At 34.3% G+C, this 24,391-nt stretch carries 25 protein-coding genes and 3 pseudogenes; 21 read left to right on the forward strand and 7 right to left on the reverse strand.

The window, feature by feature from the left end:
• Positions 1-249: 249 nt before the first annotated feature.
• Positions 250-3,531 (forward strand): VaFE repeat-containing surface-anchored protein, encoded by a 3,282-nt coding sequence (locus tag AC0IXC_RS00565; protein ID WP_471652441.1) that lies wholly within the window; start codon positions 250-252, stop codon positions 3,529-3,531.
• Between the two features lie 514 nt (positions 3,532-4,045).
• On the opposite strand, the gene AC0IXC_RS00570 is transcribed toward AC0IXC_RS00565, so the two are convergent.
• Positions 4,046-4,300 carry a SunI/YnzG family protein gene (locus AC0IXC_RS00570; RefSeq protein WP_471652442.1) on the reverse strand — a complete coding sequence of 85 codons (255 nt, stop codon included), beginning with the start codon at positions 4,298-4,300 and terminating at the stop codon, positions 4,046-4,048.
• 244 nt (positions 4,301-4,544) lie between these two features.
• On the opposite strand from AC0IXC_RS00570, the gene AC0IXC_RS00575 reads away from it, so the two are divergent.
• Positions 4,545-5,288, forward strand: a complete 744-nt coding sequence (locus tag AC0IXC_RS00575) for a M15 family metallopeptidase (protein WP_033709884.1) — start codon at positions 4,545-4,547, stop codon at positions 5,286-5,288.
• Positions 5,289-6,688: 1,400 nt separating this feature from the next.
• Here the strand turns inward: AC0IXC_RS00575 and AC0IXC_RS00580 are convergent.
• Entirely contained in the window at positions 6,689-6,985 is a 297-nt protein-coding gene (locus AC0IXC_RS00580) for a hypothetical protein (RefSeq protein WP_002142559.1), read from the reverse strand.
• A gap of 129 nt (positions 6,986-7,114) precedes the next feature.
• On the opposite strand from AC0IXC_RS00580, the pseudogene AC0IXC_RS00585 reads away from it, so the two are divergent.
• Together AC0IXC_RS00585 and AC0IXC_RS00590 are read left to right on the forward strand one after the other, a co-directional pair.
• Positions 7,115-7,183, forward strand: a pseudogene (locus AC0IXC_RS00585) (Holliday junction resolvase RecU); the annotation flags it as partial.
• Positions 7,176-7,535 (forward strand): annotated as a pseudogene (locus AC0IXC_RS00590) (recombinase family protein); the annotation flags it as partial. The pseudogenes AC0IXC_RS00585 and AC0IXC_RS00590, both read left to right, overlap by 8 nt.
• A gap of 64 nt (positions 7,536-7,599) precedes the next feature.
• Here AC0IXC_RS00590 and AC0IXC_RS00595 read toward each other — a convergent pair.
• Positions 7,600-7,806 carry a hypothetical protein gene (locus AC0IXC_RS00595; protein ID WP_215589990.1) on the reverse strand — a complete coding sequence of 69 codons (207 nt, stop codon included), beginning with the start codon at positions 7,804-7,806 and terminating at the stop codon, positions 7,600-7,602.
• A 516-nt stretch (positions 7,807-8,322) separates the two neighbouring features.
• Between AC0IXC_RS00595 and sigI the strand changes: the two genes are divergently transcribed.
• The 3 genes from sigI (at position 8,323) to AC0IXC_RS00610 (ending at position 10,934) form a co-directional block, all read left to right on the forward strand.
• Complete coding sequence (gene sigI / locus AC0IXC_RS00600) at positions 8,323-9,045, forward strand: RNA polymerase sigma factor SigI (RefSeq protein ID WP_471652443.1); 723 nt, start codon at positions 8,323-8,325, stop codon at positions 9,043-9,045.
• Complete coding sequence (locus AC0IXC_RS00605; protein ID WP_471652444.1) at positions 9,038-10,483, forward strand: anti-sigma factor domain-containing protein; 1,446 nt, start codon at positions 9,038-9,040, stop codon at positions 10,481-10,483. The genes sigI and AC0IXC_RS00605 overlap by 8 nt, the downstream gene beginning before the upstream one ends.
• Before the next feature lie 184 nt (positions 10,484-10,667).
• Positions 10,668-10,934: an ArsR/SmtB family transcription factor gene (locus AC0IXC_RS00610; RefSeq protein WP_000661861.1), complete on the forward strand. Its 267-nt coding sequence runs from the start codon at positions 10,668-10,670 to the stop codon at positions 10,932-10,934.
• A gap of 247 nt (positions 10,935-11,181) precedes the next feature.
• Here the strand turns inward: AC0IXC_RS00610 and AC0IXC_RS00615 are convergent, their stop codons facing one another.
• Positions 11,182-11,505 (reverse strand): winged helix-turn-helix transcriptional regulator, encoded by a 324-nt coding sequence (locus AC0IXC_RS00615; protein WP_002033301.1) that lies wholly within the window; start codon positions 11,503-11,505, stop codon positions 11,182-11,184.
• Between the two features lie 124 nt (positions 11,506-11,629).
• Here AC0IXC_RS00615 and AC0IXC_RS00620 point away from each other — a divergent pair, with 124 nt between their 5' ends.
• The 4 genes from AC0IXC_RS00620 (at position 11,630) to AC0IXC_RS00635 (ending at position 15,496) form a co-directional block, all read left to right on the forward strand.
• Entirely contained in the window at positions 11,630-12,163 is a 534-nt protein-coding gene (locus tag AC0IXC_RS00620) for an NAD(P)H-dependent oxidoreductase (RefSeq protein ID WP_471652445.1), read from the forward strand.
• 211 nt (positions 12,164-12,374) lie between these two features.
• The gene (locus AC0IXC_RS00625; RefSeq protein ID WP_340776556.1) at positions 12,375-13,877 is read left to right on the forward strand and encodes a class I adenylate-forming enzyme family protein; all 1,503 of its coding nucleotides are present in this window, start codon (positions 12,375-12,377) and stop codon (positions 13,875-13,877) included.
• A 144-nt stretch (positions 13,878-14,021) separates the two neighbouring features.
• Positions 14,022-14,585 (forward strand): GNAT family N-acetyltransferase, encoded by a 564-nt coding sequence (locus AC0IXC_RS00630; protein ID WP_471652446.1) that lies wholly within the window; start codon positions 14,022-14,024, stop codon positions 14,583-14,585.
• Positions 14,586-14,596: 11 nt separating this feature from the next.
• On the forward strand, positions 14,597-15,496 hold the full coding sequence (locus tag AC0IXC_RS00635; protein ID WP_471652447.1) for a PhzF family phenazine biosynthesis protein: 900 nt from the start codon (positions 14,597-14,599) through the stop codon (positions 15,494-15,496).
• A gap of 35 nt (positions 15,497-15,531) precedes the next feature.
• Here AC0IXC_RS00635 and AC0IXC_RS00640 read toward each other — a convergent pair whose 3' ends face one another.
• Positions 15,532-15,741, reverse strand: a complete 210-nt coding sequence (locus AC0IXC_RS00640) for a hypothetical protein (RefSeq protein WP_000801639.1) — start codon at positions 15,739-15,741, stop codon at positions 15,532-15,534.
• Positions 15,742-15,825: 84 nt separating this feature from the next.
• On the opposite strand from AC0IXC_RS00640, the gene AC0IXC_RS00645 reads away from it, so the two are divergent.
• From AC0IXC_RS00645 to AC0IXC_RS00675, 7 genes and pseudogenes are all read left to right on the forward strand, one after another.
• The gene (locus AC0IXC_RS00645) at positions 15,826-16,575 is read left to right on the forward strand and encodes a Nif3-like dinuclear metal center hexameric protein (protein WP_002137368.1); all 750 of its coding nucleotides are present in this window, start codon (positions 15,826-15,828) and stop codon (positions 16,573-16,575) included.
• A gap of 5 nt (positions 16,576-16,580) precedes the next feature.
• Positions 16,581-17,072, forward strand: a complete 492-nt coding sequence (locus tag AC0IXC_RS00650; protein ID WP_002014049.1) for an NUDIX hydrolase — start codon at positions 16,581-16,583, stop codon at positions 17,070-17,072.
• Positions 17,073-17,183: 111 nt separating this feature from the next.
• Complete coding sequence (locus AC0IXC_RS00655; RefSeq protein WP_326997152.1) at positions 17,184-18,023, forward strand: phosphotransferase; 840 nt, start codon at positions 17,184-17,186, stop codon at positions 18,021-18,023.
• Between the two features lie 27 nt (positions 18,024-18,050).
• Complete coding sequence (locus tag AC0IXC_RS00660; RefSeq protein WP_002033311.1) at positions 18,051-18,608, forward strand: DUF7010 family protein; 558 nt, start codon at positions 18,051-18,053, stop codon at positions 18,606-18,608.
• 29 nt (positions 18,609-18,637) lie between these two features.
• On the forward strand, positions 18,638-19,462 hold the full coding sequence (locus tag AC0IXC_RS00665) for an MBL fold metallo-hydrolase (protein ID WP_002033312.1): 825 nt from the start codon (positions 18,638-18,640) through the stop codon (positions 19,460-19,462).
• Between the two features lie 16 nt (positions 19,463-19,478).
• Positions 19,479-20,045 (forward strand): annotated as a pseudogene (locus AC0IXC_RS00670) (SGNH/GDSL hydrolase family protein).
• Positions 20,046-20,349: 304 nt separating this feature from the next.
• Complete coding sequence (locus AC0IXC_RS00675; protein WP_002033314.1) at positions 20,350-20,826, forward strand: heme-degrading domain-containing protein; 477 nt, start codon at positions 20,350-20,352, stop codon at positions 20,824-20,826.
• Positions 20,827-20,895: 69 nt separating this feature from the next.
• Here AC0IXC_RS00675 and AC0IXC_RS00680 read toward each other — a convergent pair whose 3' ends face one another.
• Positions 20,896-21,069, reverse strand: coding sequence for a DUF1272 domain-containing protein (locus tag AC0IXC_RS00680; protein ID WP_001162783.1), 174 nt, complete (start codon positions 21,067-21,069; stop codon positions 20,896-20,898).
• Between the two features lie 195 nt (positions 21,070-21,264).
• Between AC0IXC_RS00680 and AC0IXC_RS00685 the strand changes: the two genes are divergently transcribed.
• Both AC0IXC_RS00685 and AC0IXC_RS00690 read left to right on the forward strand, forming a co-directional pair.
• The gene (locus AC0IXC_RS00685) at positions 21,265-22,119 is read left to right on the forward strand and encodes a pentapeptide repeat-containing protein (RefSeq protein WP_471652448.1); all 855 of its coding nucleotides are present in this window, start codon (positions 21,265-21,267) and stop codon (positions 22,117-22,119) included.
• Positions 22,120-22,140: 21 nt separating this feature from the next.
• Positions 22,141-22,677, forward strand: a complete 537-nt coding sequence (locus AC0IXC_RS00690) for a hypothetical protein (RefSeq protein WP_063217569.1) — start codon at positions 22,141-22,143, stop codon at positions 22,675-22,677.
• A 23-nt stretch (positions 22,678-22,700) separates the two neighbouring features.
• Here AC0IXC_RS00690 and AC0IXC_RS00695 read toward each other — a convergent pair whose 3' ends face one another.
• Positions 22,701-23,588, reverse strand: coding sequence for a DMT family transporter (locus tag AC0IXC_RS00695; RefSeq protein WP_471652449.1), 888 nt, complete (start codon positions 23,586-23,588; stop codon positions 22,701-22,703).
• Positions 23,589-23,898: 310 nt separating this feature from the next.
• Here AC0IXC_RS00695 and AC0IXC_RS00700 point away from each other — a divergent pair, with 310 nt between their 5' ends.
• Positions 23,899-24,303: a MerR family transcriptional regulator gene (locus AC0IXC_RS00700; RefSeq protein ID WP_012261301.1), complete on the forward strand. Its 405-nt coding sequence runs from the start codon at positions 23,899-23,901 to the stop codon at positions 24,301-24,303.
• The last annotated feature ends 88 nt before the right edge of the window (positions 24,304-24,391 follow it).

The following is a 24,391-nucleotide window of genomic DNA, read 5'->3' on the forward strand; positions in this document are numbered from 1 at the left end:
ACTCCAACTACCGTTATTCTAGTATTTTACCAAGTTTCTTATTTTGTTAAGGTATTCTAATATTGTTACTTTTGTGAAATGAAATGTTTTAATATTATAATTTATAGTGAATGTTGAGAAAATAAATAATTTGTAAAAATAATATAATATTTGTAACTTTATGTCTTATAATATGAAATATCTTTGTTGTGATTATTTTAAATATTTGAATAATTCATCAGATTCATTTTATCTAGGGAGGTTTTAAAATTGGGGAAAAGAGTTGTTAAAAGAGTTTTTGCATTATTATCAGTACTAGCATTATTCTTTAATGTGTTTCTACCGAAGGCAAATGCGGAGGTTATGACGCATGAAAAGTATTCAATGAACTGGAGTTATAGCAACAGTTTAGGAAAGGATATCCGAACTGAAATTATCAAAAATTCAAGCGGTCAAATTGCTTATTGTTTAACTCTAGGTTTAAAATCACCAAATGGTGAAGATCTTCCTGAAATGGGGAAAACAGATAATGTAGTATATAGGGTTCTATTAAATGGTTTCCCACAAAAAAGTATAGAACAACTGGGAGTAGCTAATAAGAATGAAGCACATTATGCAACTCAGCTTGCGGTTTGGAATGCATTAGGTCAACTTGATGTAAATGAATTAAAGCATGAAAATAAAAATGTTGAAAAAGCGGCTAAGACAATTATTAATGCTGCAAATACAAGTGAAGATACTCAAGATATTTTTATGAATGTGATTCCTGCTGAAAAGCAAAAGGCAGAATTAAAGGGTGAGTTTTTTGAAACAAACCTATACACAGTACAAACAAATGCTAAGAGTGGTTCTTATAAAGTAGTAGCGAAAAATGCACCTAATGGAGTTAAAATTGTTAGTGAAAATGGAGAAGTGAAAGATCAGCTTTCACTTGGGGAAAAATTTCGTATCCAAATTCCTAAAGATACAAAAACAGGTGAATTTAATCTAAGTGTTGCTGCAAATTTAACTAAAGTTCAAGCAATTGCTTATCGCGGTACTGATACTGTTCAGAATGCTACAGTGCTACTAGAAAGAAATGAGGAAAAGCTTAGTAGTGACCTTGCAGTAAATTGGGAAGCTGCTGGTTCTTTAAAAATTAAAAAGGTTGGGGAAAATGGAGAAATATTAGCTGGTGCAGTATTTGAAGTCTTTAATGCAAATAATGAATCAGTTGGAAAAATCACGACGGGTGCTGATGGTACTGCAGAATTAAATAACCTACCAATTGGTACCTACACAGTAAAAGAAATTAAAGCACCAACAGGTTATGTTTCAGGTGATAAACCACAAACTATTGAAGTTAAGACAGGGGAAATAGGAGCTGTTCAAGTAGTAAACAACAAAGTAAAAGGTAACATCGAAATAAAAAAACTTAGTGATTCAGGTAAGATGTTGCCTAATGTTGAATTCACGGTCTTTACTGAAGATGGAAAAGAAGTGAAAAAAGTAGTAACAAAAGAAAATGGAATTGCAAATGTTGATGGTCTTACGTATGGTAAATATTATTTCTTAGAGAAAAAAACACCTAATGGATATATTGGAAATAAAACAAAGTATCCTTTTGAAATTAAAGAGCACAATAAAACACTTACTTTTACAGTGGAAAATACAGAAGTGAAAGGTAGTGTGAAATTACTAAAAGTAGATAATGAAGATATCAGTAAAAAATTAGAAGGTGCAGTATTCGAGCTAAAAGATGCAAGCGGGAAAGTAATTGGGGAATATAAGACAGATAAAAATGGTGAAGTTAACGTCAAAGATTTAGCGTATGGTAAATATTCATTTGTAGAAAAGGCTTCTCCAAATGGTTACGTTCTTATTACAGAACCAATTGTGTTCGAAATAAAGGAACACGGGAAAATTATTGAGCTATTAGCAGTTAATCATCTTATCAAAGGTGATCTAGAAATTACAAAAGTTGATGTAGCTGATGGAAACAATAAGCTTCCGAATGCAGAGTTTACTATTTATAATGAAGCAGGAAAAGAAGTAGTTAAAGGGAAAACAGACGATAAAGGTATCGCGAAGTTTGAAAAGTTACCATTTGGAAAATACACATATAAAGAAACTGTTGCACCAAAAGGTTATGTATTGAATGAAGAAATATTCTCTTTTGAGATCAAAGAGAATGGTCAAATCATTAAACATATTGTCAAAGATGAAAAGATTCCATCAGTAAAAACAACAGCTACTGATAAAACCGATGGTACAAAAGAAATGCACACTTCTAAGTCTGTAACAATCCAAGATAAAGTGGAATACAAAGACCTACAAGTAGGTAAAGAGTACACTTTAAAAGGTAAATTAATGGATAAAGAGACTAATAAACCATTAGTTGTAAATGGTAAAGAAGTAACTGCTGAAACTAAGTTTACACCAAAAGAAGCAAATGGTTCTATTACACTAGATTTCACTTTTGATGCAACTGGTTTAGAAGAAAAAGAAGTAGTAGTATTCGAAGAGTTACTGAAAGACGGAAAAGTTGTTACTACACATGCTGATATCAATGATAAAGGTCAAACAGTTAAGTTCGTTAAGCCATCAGTAAAAACAACTGCTACAAACAAAGCTGATGGTGGAAAAGAGATTCATTCAAAGGATTCTATCACTATTCAAGATAAAGTAGAGTATACTAACTTAGTTGTTGGTAAAGAGTACACTGTAAAAGGTAAATTAATGAACAAAGCTATTAACAAACCATTATTAATTGATGGTAAAGAAATAACAGCAGAGACTAAGTTCATTGCAAAAGAAAAGAATGGTTTTGTAACATTAGACTTTACTTTCGTTGGTGCTGAACAGCAAGGAAGAGAAGTAGTTGTGTTTGAAGACTTATTGCATGAAGGTCAAGTAATTGCAACTCACGCTGACATTAACGATGTAGGTCAAACAGTTCGATTTGTAGAGCCTTCCATTAAAACAACAGCTACAAACAAAGCTGATGGTTCTAAAGAGTTAGACGCTTCTAAATCTGTAACAATCCAAGATAAAGTGGAATACAAAGACTTAATCGTGGGTAAAGAGTACGTTGTAAAAGGCAAACTAATGGATAAAGCAACAAAAAAACCATTATTAGTTGATGATAAAGAAGTAACAGTAGAATCTAAGTTTACTGCAAAAGAAAAAAATGGTTCTATCACACTCGATTTCACATTTAATGCATCTGCATTACAAGGTAAAGAAGTGGTAGTGTTTGAAGAATTGTATCAAGATAATGTCTTGGTTGCTATTCACGTTGACATCGAAGATAAGGGTCAAACGGTGAAATTTAAAGAGGTAAAACCGGAACAACCAAAACCAGAACAGCCGAATCAAGATAAAAATACTCCAACATCAGAGCAACCTAAAGAGCAAGTAAAAGAGCAACCACAACCTAAGAAAGAAATTCAATCTAAAATTGGATGGTTACCGCAAACAGGCGCTGACCTTACAAGCTGGATCTCTATGGCTGCAGGTGCATTATTGTTAATTGTTGGTGGAGTGATTTTCCTAAAACGTAAAAATGCATAAAAATTAAAAAATAAGCACATCTGTTTTTTTACAAGATGTGCTTATCTTTTATGTTAATAATTTAGTCCTATTTACAGTATTTTAATCTAGTTGCTTATTTTTGAGTTGTTGTAATAATTCCCTGTTTTCTTTTCCTTAGCTTCTAAAGTGTCAGCTTCTAAATTCACTGTGAGACAAAATCCCTTAGCTATTTCAAAAGGTCTCATAGAGAACTGGGGGATATAATGCTCTTTTTTTACAAACTGTGTTTTTTCTGCCGTGATAAAGCAACAAATCCTTTCTTGCTATCATTATAGAGATAATTTTATCAAAAAAAGAGAGCGTTATCTCTTCAATTTAGATAAATGGGACACAAAGTAGTATGGTGTGACAGAAGTGGCTTTGGCCTTACTGAAATGTTAAAGGGAATTTTCATTCATATAGATTGTTTTAAAAAAGGTGCGAAGTCAATTCTATGACTTTGCACCTTTTTATTTCACTTGAACTTTGTTTAAGCGCGTTTATCTACTCATTGTTACGCGTGAATTGTGTTTAAAATCGACACTTTATTCGTAGTAAATAATACATAATTTTGTTTTACAGTTCTAATTAATATACGATCAGTTGTCCCATATGCTGTTCCGATACGGATTGCACTTGGTTCTTCAACACCCGCATAGGTAGCATCTTCGGTAACCTCAATCACATCACGTAATGGAATCGTGACCTCCGCAAATTGCCATGAAATAATTAACTCTTCTTTTGTTTTTTTGACATCAATACCTAGCATTATACCAAGACCTTTCTATAATAGAATGCTACACTTCTTATCTTATTATACAAATTTTTAGATTATTTTTCTACATGTATGAATAGAGCTGATTTTTTAAGGGTGCCAAAAGAAAGGGAAGATATACTATCAATCTATTAAGGAATACGTTATGAAGAAAAGTTCACAGGGAATTAATATGGATTTGATATGGTTGAAGTATGATGAATGAGTAACAGTAGGAGTTGCAGGAAGGAAATGAATGATGAGACTTAAATTAGTAGGAACCTTAACTTGTATAGTAGTAATGTTAGGTATCTTTATCATTTACACCAATATATCTATTGGTAAAGAACCATATAAGACAAACCATGAAACTAGTGAAAACTCCATAAATAAAGAAAAAAATAGTAAGCAAAATGGGACTTCAAATAAGATAGCAAGTTCCTTTGCTAGTATACAGGCTGTAGTAAATAAGGAATATGGTTTACCCGAAGACTATATGCCAGAGGATTTAGTTGTACCAAATGTACCGTTCTCATTTAGTGGAACGGTAGAAAAGAGTCATCTTCGTAAAGAAGCAGCGGAAGCGTTAGAAAAACTATTCCTTTTAGCTAAGCAAGATGGGATCCAGTTGAATGCTGTTTCAGGATTTCGTTCCTATGAGTATCAAAAAGGTCTGTATGCCAACAATGTTAAAAAGAAAGGGCAAGAGCATACGGATCGCTTCTCTGCAAAGCCAGGGCATAGCGAACATCAAACAGGGTTAACGATGGATGTTTCTTCTAAAAGTGCGAACAATGAACTAGAGCTATCCTTTGCGAATACGAAGGAAGGAAAATGGCTGAAAGAAAACGCGCATCGTGCAGGGTTTATCATTCGTTATCCTAAGGGGAAGGAAAGTATTACGGGTTATGCATATGAACCTTGGCATATTCGCTATGTAGGAGATATTGCTGAAAATATATATAAGGAAAAACTGACTTTAGAAGAATATATGAATCTGTGAAAATAGAATTGAAGAGTTAAACTGTATTCATTGTTTATGAATGCTACTTTTTCTATTAAAAAGCCTAATTTCTCAATGTTTTGTAGAGAAATTAGGTTTTTTTCATCACTTCATTAGAGTTTTTTAGGCTTCGTTCGTTGGTATACTTCACACAATATTATAAAGGAAATAGAACTTACTGAAGATAACATATGAATGTTTTATAAATGTATCAAAAAAGTGAACAAAATCGTTATTTTGCACAACAAGGTAGTCAGCGTAATGAAATAACTGCTTGTAAAAAAAGAAGCCCTATAGGAAATATTACAGGGCTTCGCCAAGTTGAGTTATGTCGTATTCACAAGGGATTTTAACATGATATTTGTGTTGAATAAACTGGTAAATGTGTCCAAGTAACTTGGAGCTATTTTATAAAAAAAGAGAAGCGCTTAATCAGGACGCTCCTCTTAATGCCAATACACAATAACTATCCCATTATACTGTATAAGCGTAAAATATTTAACAATTACCTTCATGGTAAATATTTCATTTTGTCTTAGTGCCTTTAAATCACGAAAAAAGGTTCCGCTGTTTCCAACAGAACCTTTCCTAAAATGGCAAAGAGTAACTCTTACCTTACTCTTTGTTCATATACTACAGGAGTTTTAATGAAAATCCAAGGCTCCTTATATTGAGAAATAAAGAAGAATCATTATAAAAATTTTTATCTTTTTTCATAAATAAAAGAGCAGCTAGCAAAAACTAACTGCTCAATACAAGGAGATACAGAGAAAACTAAATGGATTTTGGCATACAGCCTATCAACATTATGGACATAATATTGATTTTTATTCGAAGGAATTCATGTTTTACAAATCAGATTATGATAGTCGATATTCTCCATATTGACCAGAAAAGAACCAAGAATTCTAGTGAAATTCCAAGTGTTCTTTTCCTAGTTTTTTGAAATTCTTTTACTAAATAGCCAATAGCGCTAATTGCTAGAAGAATGAAAAGAATAAGTTCTAGTGTAACTGGCATTTGATCTACTCCTAATCCATTATTTTAATTTAGTATATAACGATTATAAGATATTTTTTGTGGTTAGTGGTGAGAAATTAAACAAAACCATCTCTTTACGAAAAAAGGTCCTGTTGTTTCCAACAGAACCTTTCCTAAAATGGCAAAGAGTAACTCTTACCTTACTCTTTGTTCATATACTACAGGAGTTTTAATGAAAATCCAAGGCTCCTTATATTGAGAAATAAAGAAGAATCATTCTAAAGAATCTTATCTTTGTTATAAATATAAGAGCAGTTAGCAAAAACTAACTGCTCATCTCCAAGGGGGAACAAGGAGAAAAATCTAATGTCATCTATATTATTGACGGAATATTGAGTTTTACTCATAAAAAACTACGTTTAACTTAATGCATAACCCACAATCAAAGTTAGTGTTAAAAACACTGATAATAACAATGTTAGTAAGACTGTTGCTACACTCCTAAGCATCGCAATCCAATTATTCATCTTAGAAAATCCTATAATGCCAGCAAAAAAAGTTCCTATTGTTAAAACTAGTAATATAAATAAAGGGTGAATGTGTAATGAATCCGTGAAAAATTTGAATAATTCAAGTGGAATTTCAAAATATAAACGGAATAGTCCAACGCAAATCAAAGAGCATATAAAGGACCATAGATTGAGGTTATGTTTCATAGCTTTCTCCTATGTTATCAAAATAGTTTTACTCAATTTTAATGGGAAATAAAAGAAAAAGATAGAGGTTATAAATTAGAATCAATTTTTTAACAAAATAATCCTTTTAATAGAAAGAGAGGAATAACAATGGGACTCGGAAACCGTGGGATGGCATTTGAAATGCTTATCAATCTAGCGAATGAAATGTATCATAGAAACAATTAAAGAAAAAGGCGCTTCTATTAAGTCGTTAAAAGACAATTGGCTTGATACTACAAGCGATAATCCATACAGCACTTTCCTACTCACTGTAATGGCTGGTGTTAATCAGTTAGAACGTGACCTAATTCGAATGCGGCAACGAGAAGGTATTGAACTAGCTAAAGAGCGTGGTGTTTATAAAGGGCGCCCTAAGAAGTACGATGATGATAATCCTAATATGGAACATGCTTTAGATCTGCTTGCAAACCGAAAGGAAAACAAGTTTACAGTAAAGAAGATATGTGAAGTTACAGGTGTAAGCCGCACGGTTCTTTATGAGAGAGCAAAAGAAAAGGGAAGTATGTAGATTTTAAAGTAGCGAATGCGCTGCTTTTTTATTTTGCATAGAAAAAGGAACCATAATAGGCTCCTTAATTTGATTCAGAAGTTGTGTAGTTTTTCTTGATGATATCTTTTATGTTGATAATTAAGGATATAAAGAATCCAGCAGCTAGGATACCGTTTACCCAGTAATATGTATTCCCGGATGTAAATTTATTATAAAAGGAATCGATATTATAATACACTAAGCCTGCTGAAATGACGGTAGAGATTACTAACGTACCAAAACTTTTCATGACGCTGCCCTCCGATTCTGAAATTTTAGGCTTTTAATACAATTGTACATTTAAATAAAAAGGTTTACAAAGGAATTACCATAAGGAGGAGTTATAACGAGTTTCTTCCAATTGATGGTTTTTATTTTTGAAAAAATAACTATTTTATAAAAAAATTTTTTTGACCCCCATAAAACTATTTGTTCCTTCGAATATATATAAGTAGAAGAAAATAAATGAAAGAAAAAGCTAAAATTACCAAAAATATAGCGAAGAGTTATTCAAAGATTGCAGCTAAAATAGAAAAGAGCAAGAAGAACAAGTGGTATTGCAAAAGAAAACAAGAAAGTAATACAAAATACAGACTTCACTTTAGTACAAGTGGAAAAAATAGTCATATAAAAAGTCGGCCTCGAAAAATATGAGCACCAGCAAGAAGACAAGCCCAAAGAAAAGTACTAAGAAAATGTGGTTAAATGGTCACTTGTTTAGTGGCCATTTTGCTATTTGAAGCAGAAGGAGGCAGGGAGATTACTAGTGTTGAGTTTAGTAATGAAAATCTTAAAAAAAACGAAAATAGAAGATATCGTATTTAACATACAAAACAACGGAGGAGATAAGGAAGCTTTTATCGTACAGTATCAGCCGTTTATTAGAAAATCAATCTCGTCTGTCTGCCGCAGGTACATTACAGAACAGGATGATGAATATAGTATTGGATTGTTTGCGTTTAACGAAGCAATTGAACAGTATTCATATAAAAAAGGAAAATCTTTTCTAGCGTTTGCTGATCTTCTTATAAAAAGAGATGTAATTGACTATATACGCAAGGAGTCTAAGCATAATCTTGTCTTTTTAAAAGAAGATAAGCAAGAGGAAATATTAGAAATACAAGTATCGCTTACGGAGTATATGAAAGAGATGGAAAATAGTAACCGTAAGGAGGAAATTCTTCATTTTCAAAGTGTGCTAGCTGAGTTTAAAATCACATTTTCAGAGCTTGCTAAGGAATCCCCTAAGCATCGTGATACGCGTGAGCACTTAATAGAAATTGTAAAGATTATTATAAAATACGAGAAAATGATGGAAGAGCTGTTCCGAAAGAAAAAGTTACCCCTTAAACATATTGAACCACGTGTTAGGGTAAGTCGTAAAACGTTGGAGCGACATCGAAAATACATTATTGCGATGTGTATTATCTTTGCAAACAACTATACATATATTCTGGATTATATAAGAGGGGAGAAGCATGATGAATAAAGGAATTGTGATGGATATAAAGAAACATAACGTAGTTGTTTTAACTCCAAATGGAGAGTTTATTACGTTTAAAAGAAAAGTACACTCTTACATGATTGGAGAGGAAATCTCGTTTAACGAACAAGAGCAAAGAGCACCGCGTTTTTCAATGCCACCTTTCTTAAAGCCTACAACAGTAATTGTTGCTGGTTTTCTATGCGTATTGCTGTTTTTCTACAATCAACCGGAAGAAAAAGTGTTTGCTTATGTCTCAGTTGATATAAATCCAAGTTTAGAGGCGAGCGTAACGGAAGATCTTCGTGTTATAGATTTGCGGGCTTGTAATGATGATGGAAGGCGTATTTTAAAAGAAATGAAAGGGTGGGAAAATAAGCATCTGCAAGACGTAATACGTACTATTATAAAGCAGAGTCAAAAGGATAAGTACTTAACGAATGATAAGCAAGTTATGCTAACAGCTGTTACAAAGGACAAGTCGTTAGAACCTCAGTTGGAAAAGGCTATGCAAGAATTAAAGAAAGAGTATGAGATAAAACATATTACAGTTGAATATCAAAGCAGTACGATGCAAATGCGGGAGGATGCCAAGAAAGCAGGGGTTGGAACGGGCGTTTATATAAAACAAGAGAATGAGAAGCAAAAATCGCTTACTCCACCTGCACCTCCGTCTAATCAAGAACAACAAAAGTCATCTTCTGATGCATCATCGGACGCATCTCCTGTAAAAGAAGAAAGCAACGAGAAGAAAGAGCATATAGAACAAAAGCAATCTAAGGAACAACAACCGAAGCAAATAAAAGAAAATAATAGGAATCAGCAAGAGAACAACGGAAGAGGATCACAAGGAAATAATGGGAATGGGCAAGGAAACAACGGCAGAGGGTCCCAAGGAAATAATGGAAATGGGCAAGGAAACAACGGCAGAGAGTCACAAGGAAATAATGGAAATGGGCAAGGAAACAACGGCAGAGGGTCCCAAGGGAATAATGGAAACCAGCAAGGGAACAACGGAAGAGAATCGCAAGGGAATAATGGACATCAGCAAGAAAACAACGGTAGAGGTCCACAAAAAGAAAATAATGGACACCAGCAAGAAAACAACGGTAGAGGTCCACAAAAAGAAAATAATGGACACCAGCAAGAAAACAACGGTAGAGGATCACAAGGGAATAATGGGCATCAGCAAGAGAATAACGGAAGAGAATCGCAAGGGAATAATGGGAATGGTCAAGGGAACAACGGAAGAGAATCGCAAGGGAATAATGGGAATGGGCAAGGAAACAACGGAAGAGAATCGCAAGGGAATAATGGGAATGGTCAAGGGAACAACGGAAGAGAATCGCAAGGGAATAATGGGCATCAGCAAGAAAACAACGGTAGAGGATCGCAAGGGAATAATGGGCACCAGCAAGGGAACAATGGCAGAGGGTCTCATTAAGGAAAGCTCCTACCACATAATATTTAGTGAAAGAAAAATCTATAGAATATTGAACGGAGGGGAGATTCCTTCCATCTGAAGATATTTTTTAACATTTTTTTAAAATGACGGACATAAAATCGTATATCCTTTCGAATTATATATATGGATATCATTAATATATATATAAAAGGGGAGAAAAAATATGAAAGAAATGTATGAAGAAATCACTGAAGTATTGAAGGTATTAGCACATCCTGTCCGTTTATCATTAGTAAAAATAATGCTTGCAAAAGGTCCTATTAACGTAACGACAATGTATGAAACATTACAAATGCCTCAAAGTACAATTAGTCAACATTTATCTAAACTAAAAGCTACAAAGGTCGTTACAGGTACTCGGAAAGGGTTAGAAATTTATTATGAAGTAACAGATAATCGTACAAAAGCGATATTATTAAGCTTGGCTTAAAGGGTAACTGTTTAGATTTCAAAATTAAGTAAGCAATTCAGCGACTATAATTTTCTTATTAACATTAGTCGTATGTGTTGTTGTTTTTAATTTGTTTAATACATTTCTTTATTAGGGTCTTGCCGTATCACTATCAAGCTAAAGTTTAAATGGATTATAAAAATGAAGGTTTTCTTATTAGGGTCTTTTTGTTAGCTTGATAGTGATGTGCCATTCCCACTAGTATGTAAAGAATTTGGTAGTTTTTTTAGTCATGTAATCTTTTGATCTGATGGTCTTTTCCCCATTCAAATAGTTCATCCATAATTTGCATTAAAGATTTTCCATGTTCGCTTATTGTGTACTCAACCTTTGGTGGTACTTCTTGATATACAGTACGATGGATAATCCCATCAGCCTCAAGTTGCCGAAGTTGCTGTGTGAGAACTTTTTGTGTAATGTTTGGAATTTCTCGTTTTATTTCATTTGTTCGCATTTTTCCATCCGCCAAAACACATAAAATATGAATTTTCCATTTTCCACCGATCACGTCGAGTGTCGTTGCGATTGGGCAATTATCATTTTGATTCATATAACACCTCCAAAGGTACTTTAAGGTTCCTATAGCACTTTAAAGTACGTACTTTTCAATTATATGTGACTCATTCATACTAATACTAAAGCGTTTGAATTATTTATAAGGGGGAAGAAAATATATGAAAACACTTGTAATTGTAGCACATCCTGATATTGAAAAGTCTCGAATTAATAAAAGATGGGTAGAAGAACTTGAGAAATATCCAGATGAAATAACGGTGCATGAATTATATAAAGTGGCACCAAATTGGCAATTTAATATTGAAGAAGAACAAAAGCTGTTAGTAGAGTACGACCGATATATATTCCAATTTCCACTCTACTGGTATAGCTCACCACCATTATTAAAAAAATGGTTCGATGATGTATTAACATATGGATTTGCCTATGGATCAAAAGGGGATAAAGTGAAGGGGAAAGAATTTGGTGTAGCTATTTCTATAGGTGGGTTAGAAAAAGACTATAAAAATAGCGGAATTACAATGGATGAATTAACGAAACCATTCCACGCTACGAGCTTATATACAGGAATGGAATTTATACCATCATTTTATTTATATGGTGCGGAATATGAAATCAGTGATGAAGAGATTGACAAAAGTGCACCTGAGTATGTGAAATATGTGATGAATAAGGAGTTTTCTAATATATAAGGAGAAATAGCCATTTACTTGTTAAGTAGATGGCTATTTTTGTTTATCCCGCATTAACCGCCCGTAAGGTGTGGACTAATAATCAGTGGGGATGAACACCTCACATCGACTAAAGATTCACTTCATTTAAATTCACCAAGTTTAATCTTTAGTAAATTAATAATTAATCTGGTAAAATAAAAACCCTAACATATATAAAGGGGAGTTTTACTTGAGAACGATGCGACAATTATTACAAAAAAGAGCAATGCAGTCACCAAATTTGGAAGCGCTTATCTGTGGAGAGAAAAGGTATTCGTTTCAGCAGTATAATGAACGAGTAAATCAGCTTGCACATTATTTGTTACATACCGGTGTGGAAAGAGGGGATCGTATAGGAATTCTATGCAAAAATAATCATCCGTTTCCAAGCGTTATGATGGCAAGCTTAAAAATTGGAGCGGTATTTATTCCGCTTAATCATCAGCTTACTGCTTATGAATTAGAATCGATTGTAAAAGAAGCGAGATTAAAAGTATTAGTTATTGATGATGAATTTAGTGAAGTTGTATTAAAGATTAATGGAGTTAAAGAAATTCCTTATGTAATTGAGACGACAAAAGAAGGATTTGGCTCATTTGAATTAAAATTAAAGGAACAGCCAATAACAGAGCCGAATGTGGAAGTTCATGAAGATGATGATGCCATTTACTTATTTACTTCAGGAACGACTGGACAGGCAAAAGCATGTGTAATTGGTCATAAAAACTTACACCATTATTTTACTGAAATTGCGGGGCAAAGAGAAATTCCAGCAGGTGAACGCTTTTTATCAGTGCACCCATTGTTTCATATGAGTGGCGTGCTTTCTATTTTAAATTGTATTTATCATGGCGTTACGATGGTCTTTTTAGCTGATTCGAATCCTACTCTTATTTGGGATAAGATTGAAGAAGAGAAAATTACTACGATGCTTGCGTTCCCAGCTGTTTATAGTTACATGCTTGATGAATTAGATAATAAAGAGCGCAATATTTCGACCTTTAAAGTAGCACAAAGTGGTGGTACAAAAGTGCCAGAAACACTTATCCAAAAATATATGGAAAAAGGAATATATATGGTGCAAGGTTATGGGAGTACAGAAGGTTGGGTAGTAACTTCTTGGCATCCAAATATGGGAAAAGAAAAAATGTCTTCTGTAGGGAAAACTTTGAAACATGTAGAGCTGAAAATTGTTCATCCAGAAACAGGTGATGAGCTAACAACAAATAAAGTTGGAGAGATTCACGTGAAAAGCCCGTACATGTTTAAAGGATATTGGAATAATGAAGAGGCAACAAAGAAGGTAGTAAAAGATAATTGGTTTAACATGGGTGATGCCGGTATGATAGATGATGATGGATTTCTACATATTATGGGAAGATATAAAGACGTTATCGTACGCGGTGGTGACAACGTATATCCAGATCAAGTAGAAGATGTAATTCATGAAATAAATGGCGTTTTAGAAGTTGCAGTAGTTGGGATTCCAAATGACTTTTGGGGGGAGGTCCCAACAGCTTACATTGTAAAGGACATTCAAACGTCTTTAACAGAAGAAGAGATTATTCAGCATTGTAAAGAAAAACTAGCAAGCTATAAAATACCAGAAGTTGTATTTATGGACGAATTACCGAAAAACGCTTTAGGGAAAGTGTTGAAGAGGGAATTAAGGGATGTTTTTCTTGTGAAATAAAAGGTTATTAAATAATGAAGAATCCAGTTATGTAAAAAGCATAACTGGATTTTTGTTTATAAAAAACATAATGATTTACTAGATTTTGTATTTTGTGTAAGATAATAAAGAATATTCAATTAACAATTAAAGGAAGAGATATAAATGAAGCTGCCACTATTACAAGTAGAGACAGAGAGACTGATTATTCGTCCATTTCAAAAAGAGGATTATGAAAGTTGGTTAGATGGATTCAATAAGAGGTTACCATCTCAATATAAATACGATGATGGCTATCATGACATGTCGTCTTCAACGAAAGAATGGTTTACGGAATGGATAAGAGGATTTGATGAGGCGGCACGACGGGATGAAATGTATGTGTTAGGTATTTTTCAGAAAGAAGATGGCGCCAATATTGGAAAGCTAGAACTTATAAAAATTTTACGTATGGACTATCAATGGGCAATGATGGGTTACTCTATTCATAATCAACATTGGAAAAATGGATACGGAGTAGAAAGTGTAAAAGCTGCGCTGCCGTTATTTTTTAATGGCCTTCAATTTCATAGAATCGAATTACATATACATATCGATAATAAGCCATCCATTCGTCTTGCAGAAAGAGCTGGTTTTTCATTTGAATGTACGAGAGAGGCATTTTCTATGGGGAATGGTAAGTGGGCAGATTTTCTTATTTATTATAAAAATAATGAAACGAACAACTAAGGGGATAAAAAATGAAGACTATAAACGTATTTCATTACGACGCATTTACGAATAAACCAAATATGGGAAATCCAGCAGGTATTGTATTAGAGGCGGATGGATTAACGGAAGAGGACATGCAGCGTATTGCTGAAAAAGTTGGATTTAACGAAACATCTTTCATTCTTTCTTCAGAAGTAGCAGATATAAGAATGCGCTATTTTACACCAGGGTTTGAAATGGATTTATGTGGTCATGGGACAGTTGGAACTATATATGCCTTGCGTGAAAGAGGTTTATTAGAAGAAAAAACAAACCTTACGATTGAAACGAAGGCAGGTATTTTACCGATACAAATAGGTGCAAATGAAAATGGAGAAACCTTTATTAAAATGAGGCAGGCAGCACCTCAGTTTAAAGATTTTGCAGGTTCAAAAGAAGAATTAGCTCATAGTATCGGGTTAGAAGTAACTGATTTAGATGCAAGTGTACCAATTGTATATGGAAGTACGGGGAACTGGACTGTAATTGTACCGATTAAAAATCTAGATGCATGTGAAAGAATGAAACCTAAAAATGAGGCGTTTCCATCGGTATTAAAAGAAATACCTAAGGCTTCTATCCATCCAGTTTGTCTAGAAACTTATGATGAACAGGTGCAAATGCACGGTCGTCATTTTTCATCACCTTATTCTGGAACGATTGAAGATCCAGTGACAGGAACAGCTTCAGGTGTAATGGGAGCGTATTATGCGACGTATTTGGAGAAAGATTTTGACCATGAATTGGAGTTAATCGTTGAGCAAGGACAGGAAATAAATAAAGATGGTCGTGTAACGGTTTATGTAACGAAAGATGTAGAAAATGAGAAGTTGCAAATAGATATTGCGGGAACAGCGGTGTATGTGAAAGAGTTTGAAGTTTCAATATAAAAGAATGAAGCCCAGTATATAACCTGGACTTCTTCTTACCTGTTCAACACTTCAATATACGAAGCATCCCCAGCTGTTCTAATAGTAGAGCGGAAATTATTGTTTTCTAACGTTTCAGCAACTTGTTTTAATTGCTGTGCATCATCGTGATGAATGAGTAAACTATCTGCACCACTTTCTTCTATATGAATATGCTCAACATTTCCAATCGCTTCATGTATAGCTTTTAAAAATTCAGGTTTCATATTGTCCTCCTATATGTATGTAACGTCGTTAAATAGTATTTCCTTATTTTTGAAATATAAAAGTAAATGAAAGGAGAAATGAAAATGAATATAACGCAGTTCAAAGAACATATTACATCACTTTTTGAAGAGCATCTTAATAAATACGGTGATGACGAGTATGGCTTCACTCACATTAGTAAAGAGGAATTTCACAAAATAGGTTACACGACAAATTTGACGCTAGAAACAATTGAAGAAGCGTATAGAAATGGTGTCGATATGATAGTTACACATCATGCACCGTGGAGTTTTCTATTCGGTATGGAAGAGGCTTGTATTGAGAAATTAAAAGAATATGAAATGAATCATTTTTGGATTCATTTGCCGTTAGATTTTGTAAAGTTTGGCACGTGTACGTCGTTATTTAATGAAATTGGGATAGATACAATACTGGAATATTCCACGTATGAGGAAGAAGAGCTACCGGGAATAGGAGAATATAAAGAAGCGATTCCGTTTTCAAATTTAGTTGAAAAACTTGAAGAGAGAATGGAAGAGAAAGTGAAGAGCTGGAAAAATCATGACAGGCCAGTAAAACGGATTGCGATATTAACAGGTGCAGGAAACAATACAAACCTTATTGAGCGTGCGCTAGAAAAAGGTTGTGATACGTACATAACGGGAGAAAAAACATTATATACAGTGCAACATGCGAAATTTAAAGGCATCAATTTGATTGTAGGAAGCCACACATTTACAGAAGTATTTGGTGTAGAAAGTTTGGCTCGTAAGTTAAAAGAAAGAGATCGTGCAATAGAGATTATTAGATTAAATGAAGAGCATTTGGAGTGAGGGAAATGGTAACTATATGCGCAAATTATGGGGAATCAAAAGTGAGGTTAACATGGAAAAAAGATTGTATATTGCCAGAATACGAAAGAATCACGAGTGTTCACGGTTTTTGTTTTCATAATAATAAGGTTTTACTGATAGACCATGAGCAGCGTGGTTGGGACTTTCCTGGTGGGCATATAGAAGAAGGGGAACTACCAGAAGAATGTTTTAAAAGAGAAGCGTGGGAAGAAGGTTATGTAAAAGGAGAATGTACTTTATTTGGATATATTATCGTTGACCATAGTGATAATCCAAATTGGAATGAAAATAGTCCGTATCCAAAAGTAGGGTATCAGCCGTTCTACCGGATGGAGATTAATGAAGTGCATAAGTTTGACGGTGAGTACGAATCCGATAAAAGGATGTTTGTTAGAGTAGAAGAGAGTGCAGCGTATCATTATAAATGGAATGAATTATATGATGAAATCTTGAAGGAAGCCGTTTTAATAAAATAAAAATTAATTTCTGCAATATTAAGATGTTAGAAGGGATTCTCTTGCAATTGTCAAATAATAGTAAAGTTGTCTTTTGAATTGGGGGAATCTTCGGAATTAAAGGGTGAGAGAATGGACATTTCAATAATTGCTGCACAACTAGTTAAGGAGAAAGTTATTTCACATGATCCAAATAGCGTAAAAGCGTTGAACGGAGGAACGACAAGTACTGTATATTTGTTGGACGAAAAATATGTAGTAAAGCTGAATGAAGCGGAAGTAATACGTGAAGAAGCTAATTTTCTCTCATTTTATGAGGAGAATAGTTTATTTTCAAAGCTTTTGTATAAGGAACCTTTACATACATATTTCGTGTATTCTTTCCTTGAAGGTAATACTTCGTGTAAACAAGGATATAAACGAAGTACGCTTCGTACACTTGTAAAAGAAGTTATCAATAAGTATAAAATGGTTCCAGGGGCAGAAGGCTGGGGATGGAAAGAAAGTCCGATTCAATCTTGGAATGAATTTTTAACGGCAAATGTGATGGAAGCTTATGAAAATGTAAGACGTTACATAAGTGAGGAACATTATAGAATTGTTCTTAAACTAGCAAATAGGGACGCTGGAGTAAATCAGCCATTTTTATTACATGGTGATTGCGGATTCCATAACTTTATATTTCAAGAAAATAAGTTATATGGCGTGATAGATCCGTTACCAGTGTTAGGGGATCCTCTATATGATTTAATTTACGCGTTCTGTTCAACTCCGGAAGATTTAACAAAAGAAGTGATTGGTTATGCGATAAAACCATGTATATTTCATAAAAAAGAACGAGATTTATATGAGGAAATAGTCATAGGTTTATATTTGCGTATAGATACATGTTTGAGACACCACCCGAAAGATTTAGAAGATTACTTAGTAGCTTGGTGTTATTGGATGAACGAAATTGAGCCGGCTTTATAGTACAAATAGTTTGGGGGAGATAGTGAAATGAACATAGCAGAAGCAAAACGAGATTTAGCACAAAGAACGAAGAGGGGAATTCCTGTTATAATAGCTGGTATTTTGTTTTGGATTGTAGCGAGTGTAACGGGTATTCTTCTTTCAGAAAAACAAGTTGTGTGGGTGTATTTAATTGGTATGGGTTGTGTATTTCCTTGTGGCTTAATGATAGCTGCTATATTGAAAATTGATATGTTTGCGAAAGGAAATTCGCTAGGGACTTTAGCTGGAATAATTGGTGGGATAAATGTATTAAATATTCCGTTAGTGTTACTTGCATATTTTCAATTTCCAGAATGGTTACCTTTTGTAGTAGCAATGTTAATAGGTGTTCATTTTGTACCGTACGTATGGATTTATGAAAGTAAAAGTTATGGTGTATTGTCAGTAGGAACCGTATTTGTGACGTCAGTTTGCGGGATTCTTTTTGCAGACAATGGACTTATTGTAATTCCATTGTCAGTTACAGCTGTCTATTTACTGACTCTAATAGGTTTAGTAATCGAAAATAAAAAAGCAGAAAACTATCAACAAATATCAGCTTAATAAAAAATTAAAGGGATAGGGGAATGACTATGAATAATTTCGTTTGTACAACGTGTGGCGTGCAGTATGCAGCGAGTGTGGAAGAACCGGTAAGTTGTGTTATTTGTGATGAGGAGAGACAATATATTAATCCGAAAGGGCAGTCTTGGACGAGTTTAGAAAACTTGCAAACGAGTGATACATATAAAAATGAAATTATAGAAGAAGAAAATGGGCTTTATAGTATTACGACAAAACCAGAATTTGCGATCGGTCAAACAGCATTTGTAGTAAAAACAGAGTCATATCGTTTGTTATGGGATTGTATTACTTATTTAGATGACACGACAATTGAGAAGGTAAAAGAGTGGGGCGGATTAGATGCAATTGCACTATCTCATCCGCATTATTATTCAACACAAGTAGAATGGGCAGAAACATTTGATGTACCAATTTATATACACGAAGACGATAAAGAGTGGGTTATGCGCCCGAGTAGTCGTATTATTTATTGGACTGGTGAGTCTTTACAATTAGCAGATGGAATTACTGTGCATCGTCTCGGAGGACATTTTAGTGGCGGTTCTGTATTACATTGGGAAGAAGGAAATGATGGGAAAGGTATATTATTAACAGGTGATATCATTCAAGTTGTAGCGGATCAACAGTGGGTGAGCTTCATGTACAGCTATCCAAACTTAATCCCACTACCGGCGAGAAAAGTTGAGGAAATGGCGAATCGAGTGAAACCGTTACAATTTAATCGTTTATATAATGCTTTTCACCGAGTAGTAAAAGAAAATGCAAATGAGGCAGTGGAACGTTCTGCTGAAAGATATATGAAAGCGATAGAAGGAAAGCTGTTTCATACGTAAAAGGAGTGCTAGATTAATGAAAACGTTAGTATGCTTTGGCGATAGTATTACAGCTGATGAAATATTTTTTGATGGAACACCGAGATTAACACCACGTTTGCAAGAGATGTTTCCAAATTGGAAAGTGGTTAATGCGGGTGTTCCGGGTGATAATACGCTCGATGCGCTACAAAGGATTGAAGAGGATGTATTATCGCATGAACCAGACTTTGTAACAGTTTTTATCGGTACGAATGATTCGGTGTTATTTGATCCAGTTCCATTACAGTCATACAAAGAAAATTTAGAGGGAATTGTAAGTGCGATCTCACCAGAAAAAGTATTACTTATTAGTCCTGCACCAGTTGATGAAGAAAGACAGCATAATAGAACGAATGAAGTACTCGGCCAATATGCAGACGTGGTTGAGGAAGTGGCGAAAGAAACAGGAAGTCATTTTTAAAATTTGTATGCTGAAATGATTCAAGAACAGCATTATAAAAAATTTGTAGAAGATGATGAAAAAGACGGTTTACACTTTGGACCACAAGGTTATGAGTATTTAGCGAAGTTGATTTGTGAAAAAATAAAAGGGATTCTGTAAGAAGCAAAGCTTGGGCGCTTTGCTTTTTTTGTATTCACATAAGTAAAATATAGTATCTTTTCGCAAGGGCATTGTAGCAAGGCAAAATGCAAACACCTTAATATATTCTAATTAATCACAGAAATAGACAATTCCTGTACTAAATGTTTAGTACCTATAGCACTTTAAAGTACATACATTTTTAATGTGTTAAATATAATTCATAATAGCACCAGTAAGAAGAAAACAAGCGTCACGGTACTATAGAATCTGGTAATTCTAAAAAATGCCAATGTGGTATAAGACAATTAGGGAGGTTAAAGATATGAGTACTTCAAATTTGAGTGAAATAAGTAAACAAATATTAATAGAGGAGGAAACACTTCAATTTTCCTCTTTTACAAATGAAGATGCCTTGCAATTAGGTTTATATATCGTTGAAACAGCAAAGCGAGAGGGGAAATTGATTGCTGTTGATATAGCCAAAAATGGTGTGCAATTATTTCATTTCAAGATGACGGGGACAACTGAGGAAAATACGAAATGGATTGAGCGTAAAAAACGGGTCGTTTCCCTGCATAATCATAGCTCGTATTATATGCAGATAGAAAGTGAAATAAGCGGAGTTCCATATCATGAAAAATACCGTTTAGATGGCTCGGAATATGCTGCGTTTGGTGGATGCTTTCCTATCCAAATAAAAAATGTAGGGGTTATTGGAATGATAACAGTCTCAGGATTACCACCAGAAGTAGATCATGAATTGGTTATAAGAGCAGTTAAAAATCATTTGAATCAATAATAGAAGTAATTTTAATAGTTAAATAAAAAGGCAAAAATGAACATATTCCTGTTCGTTTTTGCCTTTTTATTATTTCTTTTTCGGCCTACGTACTAACTCGCCGCCACAATTCGGGCAAACATTTTGCCTTTCCTCTGTACATGGTGCACAAAATGTACATTCATACACGCATATGTATGCTTCAGAATCGGGCTGAAGGGAATGGTCGCAAATTTGACAGTTTGTTTTCATTTCTAATGCCATAGTAATCCTCCTTGTTATTCGAAAGTTCTTAATTTAATTATAATTAACATTGTAGTGGATGTCCTTTTTAAATGAAAAGAAATAAAAGGATTATGTTGTTGTTTGAAATGAAATAGGTCTATTTATTTTAAAATTGATTATTTATTGTAGTTGGAATATTATGAAATAGTCAAAAGACAACAGGGGGTATATATTTTGACTAATAATAACGATTATTTTCATGTAGAAGAGGATGTAAATCACAATAGTTTAAAAGCAGATTGTGAAAAATGTTTTGGTTTATGTTGTGTGGCATTACCGTTTGCGGCATCAGTAGATTTTGCGGTGAATAAAGATGGTGGTAAACCTTGTACAAATTTACAATCAGATTATAAATGTAGTATACATAGAGATCTTAGAGGAAAAGGGTATAAAGGTTGTACAGTATTTGAATGTTTCGGTGCTGGACAAAAGATTTCTCAAGTTACGTTTAAAGGAATTGATTGGCGGAAAGATGCCGAGCATGCGAGAGAAATGTATGATGCTTTTCCGGTTATGCATCAGCTTCATGAAATGCTGTGGTATTTGAATGAGGCTATTCTATTAAAGGCGACGCAGACAATTCATAAAGAGCTGAAGGAAGCAATTGAAGAGACAGAGCGTCTTTCTAATTTAAGTCCAGATGAGTTAATGGAAGTAAATGTGCCATTACACCGTGCAGAAGTGAACATTCTCCTTTTAGAGACGAGTGAATTAGTTTGGAAAGAAATGAATGATGCACGTAAAAAACGAATCAGTCACCGAGGTGCAGACCTTATGGGAGCGAATTTAAAAAAGAGAGATTTACAAGGAGCCAATTTAAGAGGGGCGTATTTAATTGCGGCTAACCTTAATGGTACAGACTTACGCGGAGCTGATCTCATTGGAGCAGATTTGCGTGATGCAGATATTAGAGGGGCAGATTTTACGAATAGTATTTTTCTTACGCAAGTTCAAATTAATGCGGCGAAAGGGGACAAACATACGAAATTACCGAAAGTGTTGTCTCGTCCAGCACATTGGAGTGCGTAAAGTGTAGGGAGTTGTAATAGTGTGGATATTTTTCAGCATTTAGAGGAAATGCAGGAAGATGTATTTTTGTTATCAGTATCTCAAATAGAATTGAAGTATTATGATATTTGTCGCACACTAGCGTCAAGTGAGGATGCGGAGCGCATTAAATTGATTCCATTAGATTCATACAAGGAAAGTATGAGGATAGGTTTGAAAGAAGCGTTAGAAATTGCTGAAAGTGAAGAAGCGAAGGCAATTTATTTTGAGTATGATCTTGATAATGAGTGGGATAGTCAGTTCTATGTTTGTGACGATTACATGTTTCTTGAAGTAGAGGATGATGATTGGGCCAGTGATTGGACGGATGAAATAAAAGGACCATCTTTAGGAGAGTTAGCTGATATTTATGGTGAAAATGGCTTTGATTCAGATGAAAAGGCTATAGGTATTACTTTATATTTAATTGCAAGAACAGTGTGTAGTTTTATAAGTGCATGTAGTGGAGTACAAAGCAGTATACCAATTTGTATAGGATTCCATGATCAAGACCCAATTATGCGAACAGGCAGAGACTAAGTCTCTGCCTGTTTTTTTTTATATTATTTTTGCTTTTCAAAAGTAGTAATTATAACACTGCATATAATAAGGATACCACCAATGAAAAAGTTACTGTTTAACGTCTCATTTAACAGGAGCCAGCCAAGTAGCGAACCAACGATAGGCTGAAAGAAGAAAAATAATGAACCGATGCTAGCATCCATTAATTCTAACCCTTTATTCCAAAGAAAAAATGCACCTGCGGTTGAGATGATACCTAAATAGAGTACGCCTAATACTACGTACATGTTCATATGTTCAATAGGATTTGTTTGGAATTCCCATACCATAAAAGGTGTAATGAAAAAGAGTGGAAAAAATATTGCGTACGTAGTAATAATTAAAGATGAAAATCGAGCTGAAGCGATTTTTACATAAATGGATAGTAAAGCCCACGTAATAGCAGCCCCAACTAGAATGATTGTACCGATAAAATAGGAGCCGATTTCAATATCCCATCCGATAACGATAATGACACCGATTGTCGCTATTATAGTTGATAAAAGTCTACGAGTAGTTAGTTTCTCTTTTAAAATGAACGCTGCAAATATAACCATAAATGCAGGTGTAGCTGATGTCACTAAGGAGCCTGTATGAGCATCGGATAATTTCGTTCCGATAAATTGACATGTGATTGAAATGAAATACCCGATGAATCCAATCCAAGCAAATAATAGCCAATCTTTTTTGTGGATGGGTACTTTTTTCTTTTGCTTTTTTTCAGTTCTTTTCAAAATCGCATATAAAACAACAAAAGCGATAATAAAGCGTAGCCAAACGAGTGTAAGTGGCGGAATAAAGTCGAGTACGTATTTACTAACGACGTACATACCGCCCCAAATACTTGCTGCTAGTGATAAACATATAGCTCCTAAAATGGTTTGTTTCATTTGAATGACCTCCGTCTATTTTTAGGGTTATGATTTATTCCCTAAGACGAGGCATGGTGCACTTGTTATATGGATGCCCGTCTTAGATTATAGACGGCCTACAGGTTGATCGTTTTCGAATGAAGTGTTGTAGTACATGAACGTAGCCTCCCTTCTTCTTTTAATGACATTATAACTTAATTTTCTGATTATTAAAGAGTGTTATGGAATTGTGCATAAAATGTGAATAACAAACCGTCACGTTTGACTGTACAGTTTATGTATTGTATGATAATAGTAATATAAACAAGGGGGGAAGATCGTTGGGAAGGTGTATCGAATCGGACAGTTGGCTCTCATGGCTCACGTGTCGAAACGAACGATTGATTATTATACGAATCTAGGAATCTTAAAAGCGGAGCGATCTCAATCTAATTATCGCTATTACGACGAAACAGCATTTGAGACATTACAATTTATTGAGAAGTGCAAAGAAATGCATATGCCGCTTTGTGAGATTAAAGAGAAGATCGAGGAGAAGAAGCTGCTCGGTATCAATGAACACGTTTCGAAACAAGTGAATGAAGTGACAGACCATATTCATAGATTAGAAGCAGAGCTAACGGAGTTAAAGCCTCTTTTAGATGAATTGACTGATTCACAACGTGAAAAAATATCGAAATCTTTATCTGGTCAAACGACAGCTTTAATACAGACACTTGCTCTATTATTATAGAATAAGTGAAATCCGACCTCTTTAATTTTTGTATCGGGCTATGTTTTCTAACGAACAAATAAGAAAACATTATAGTATACAGGAGGTG

The organism is Bacillus sp. AC266 (assembly GCF_979253805.1).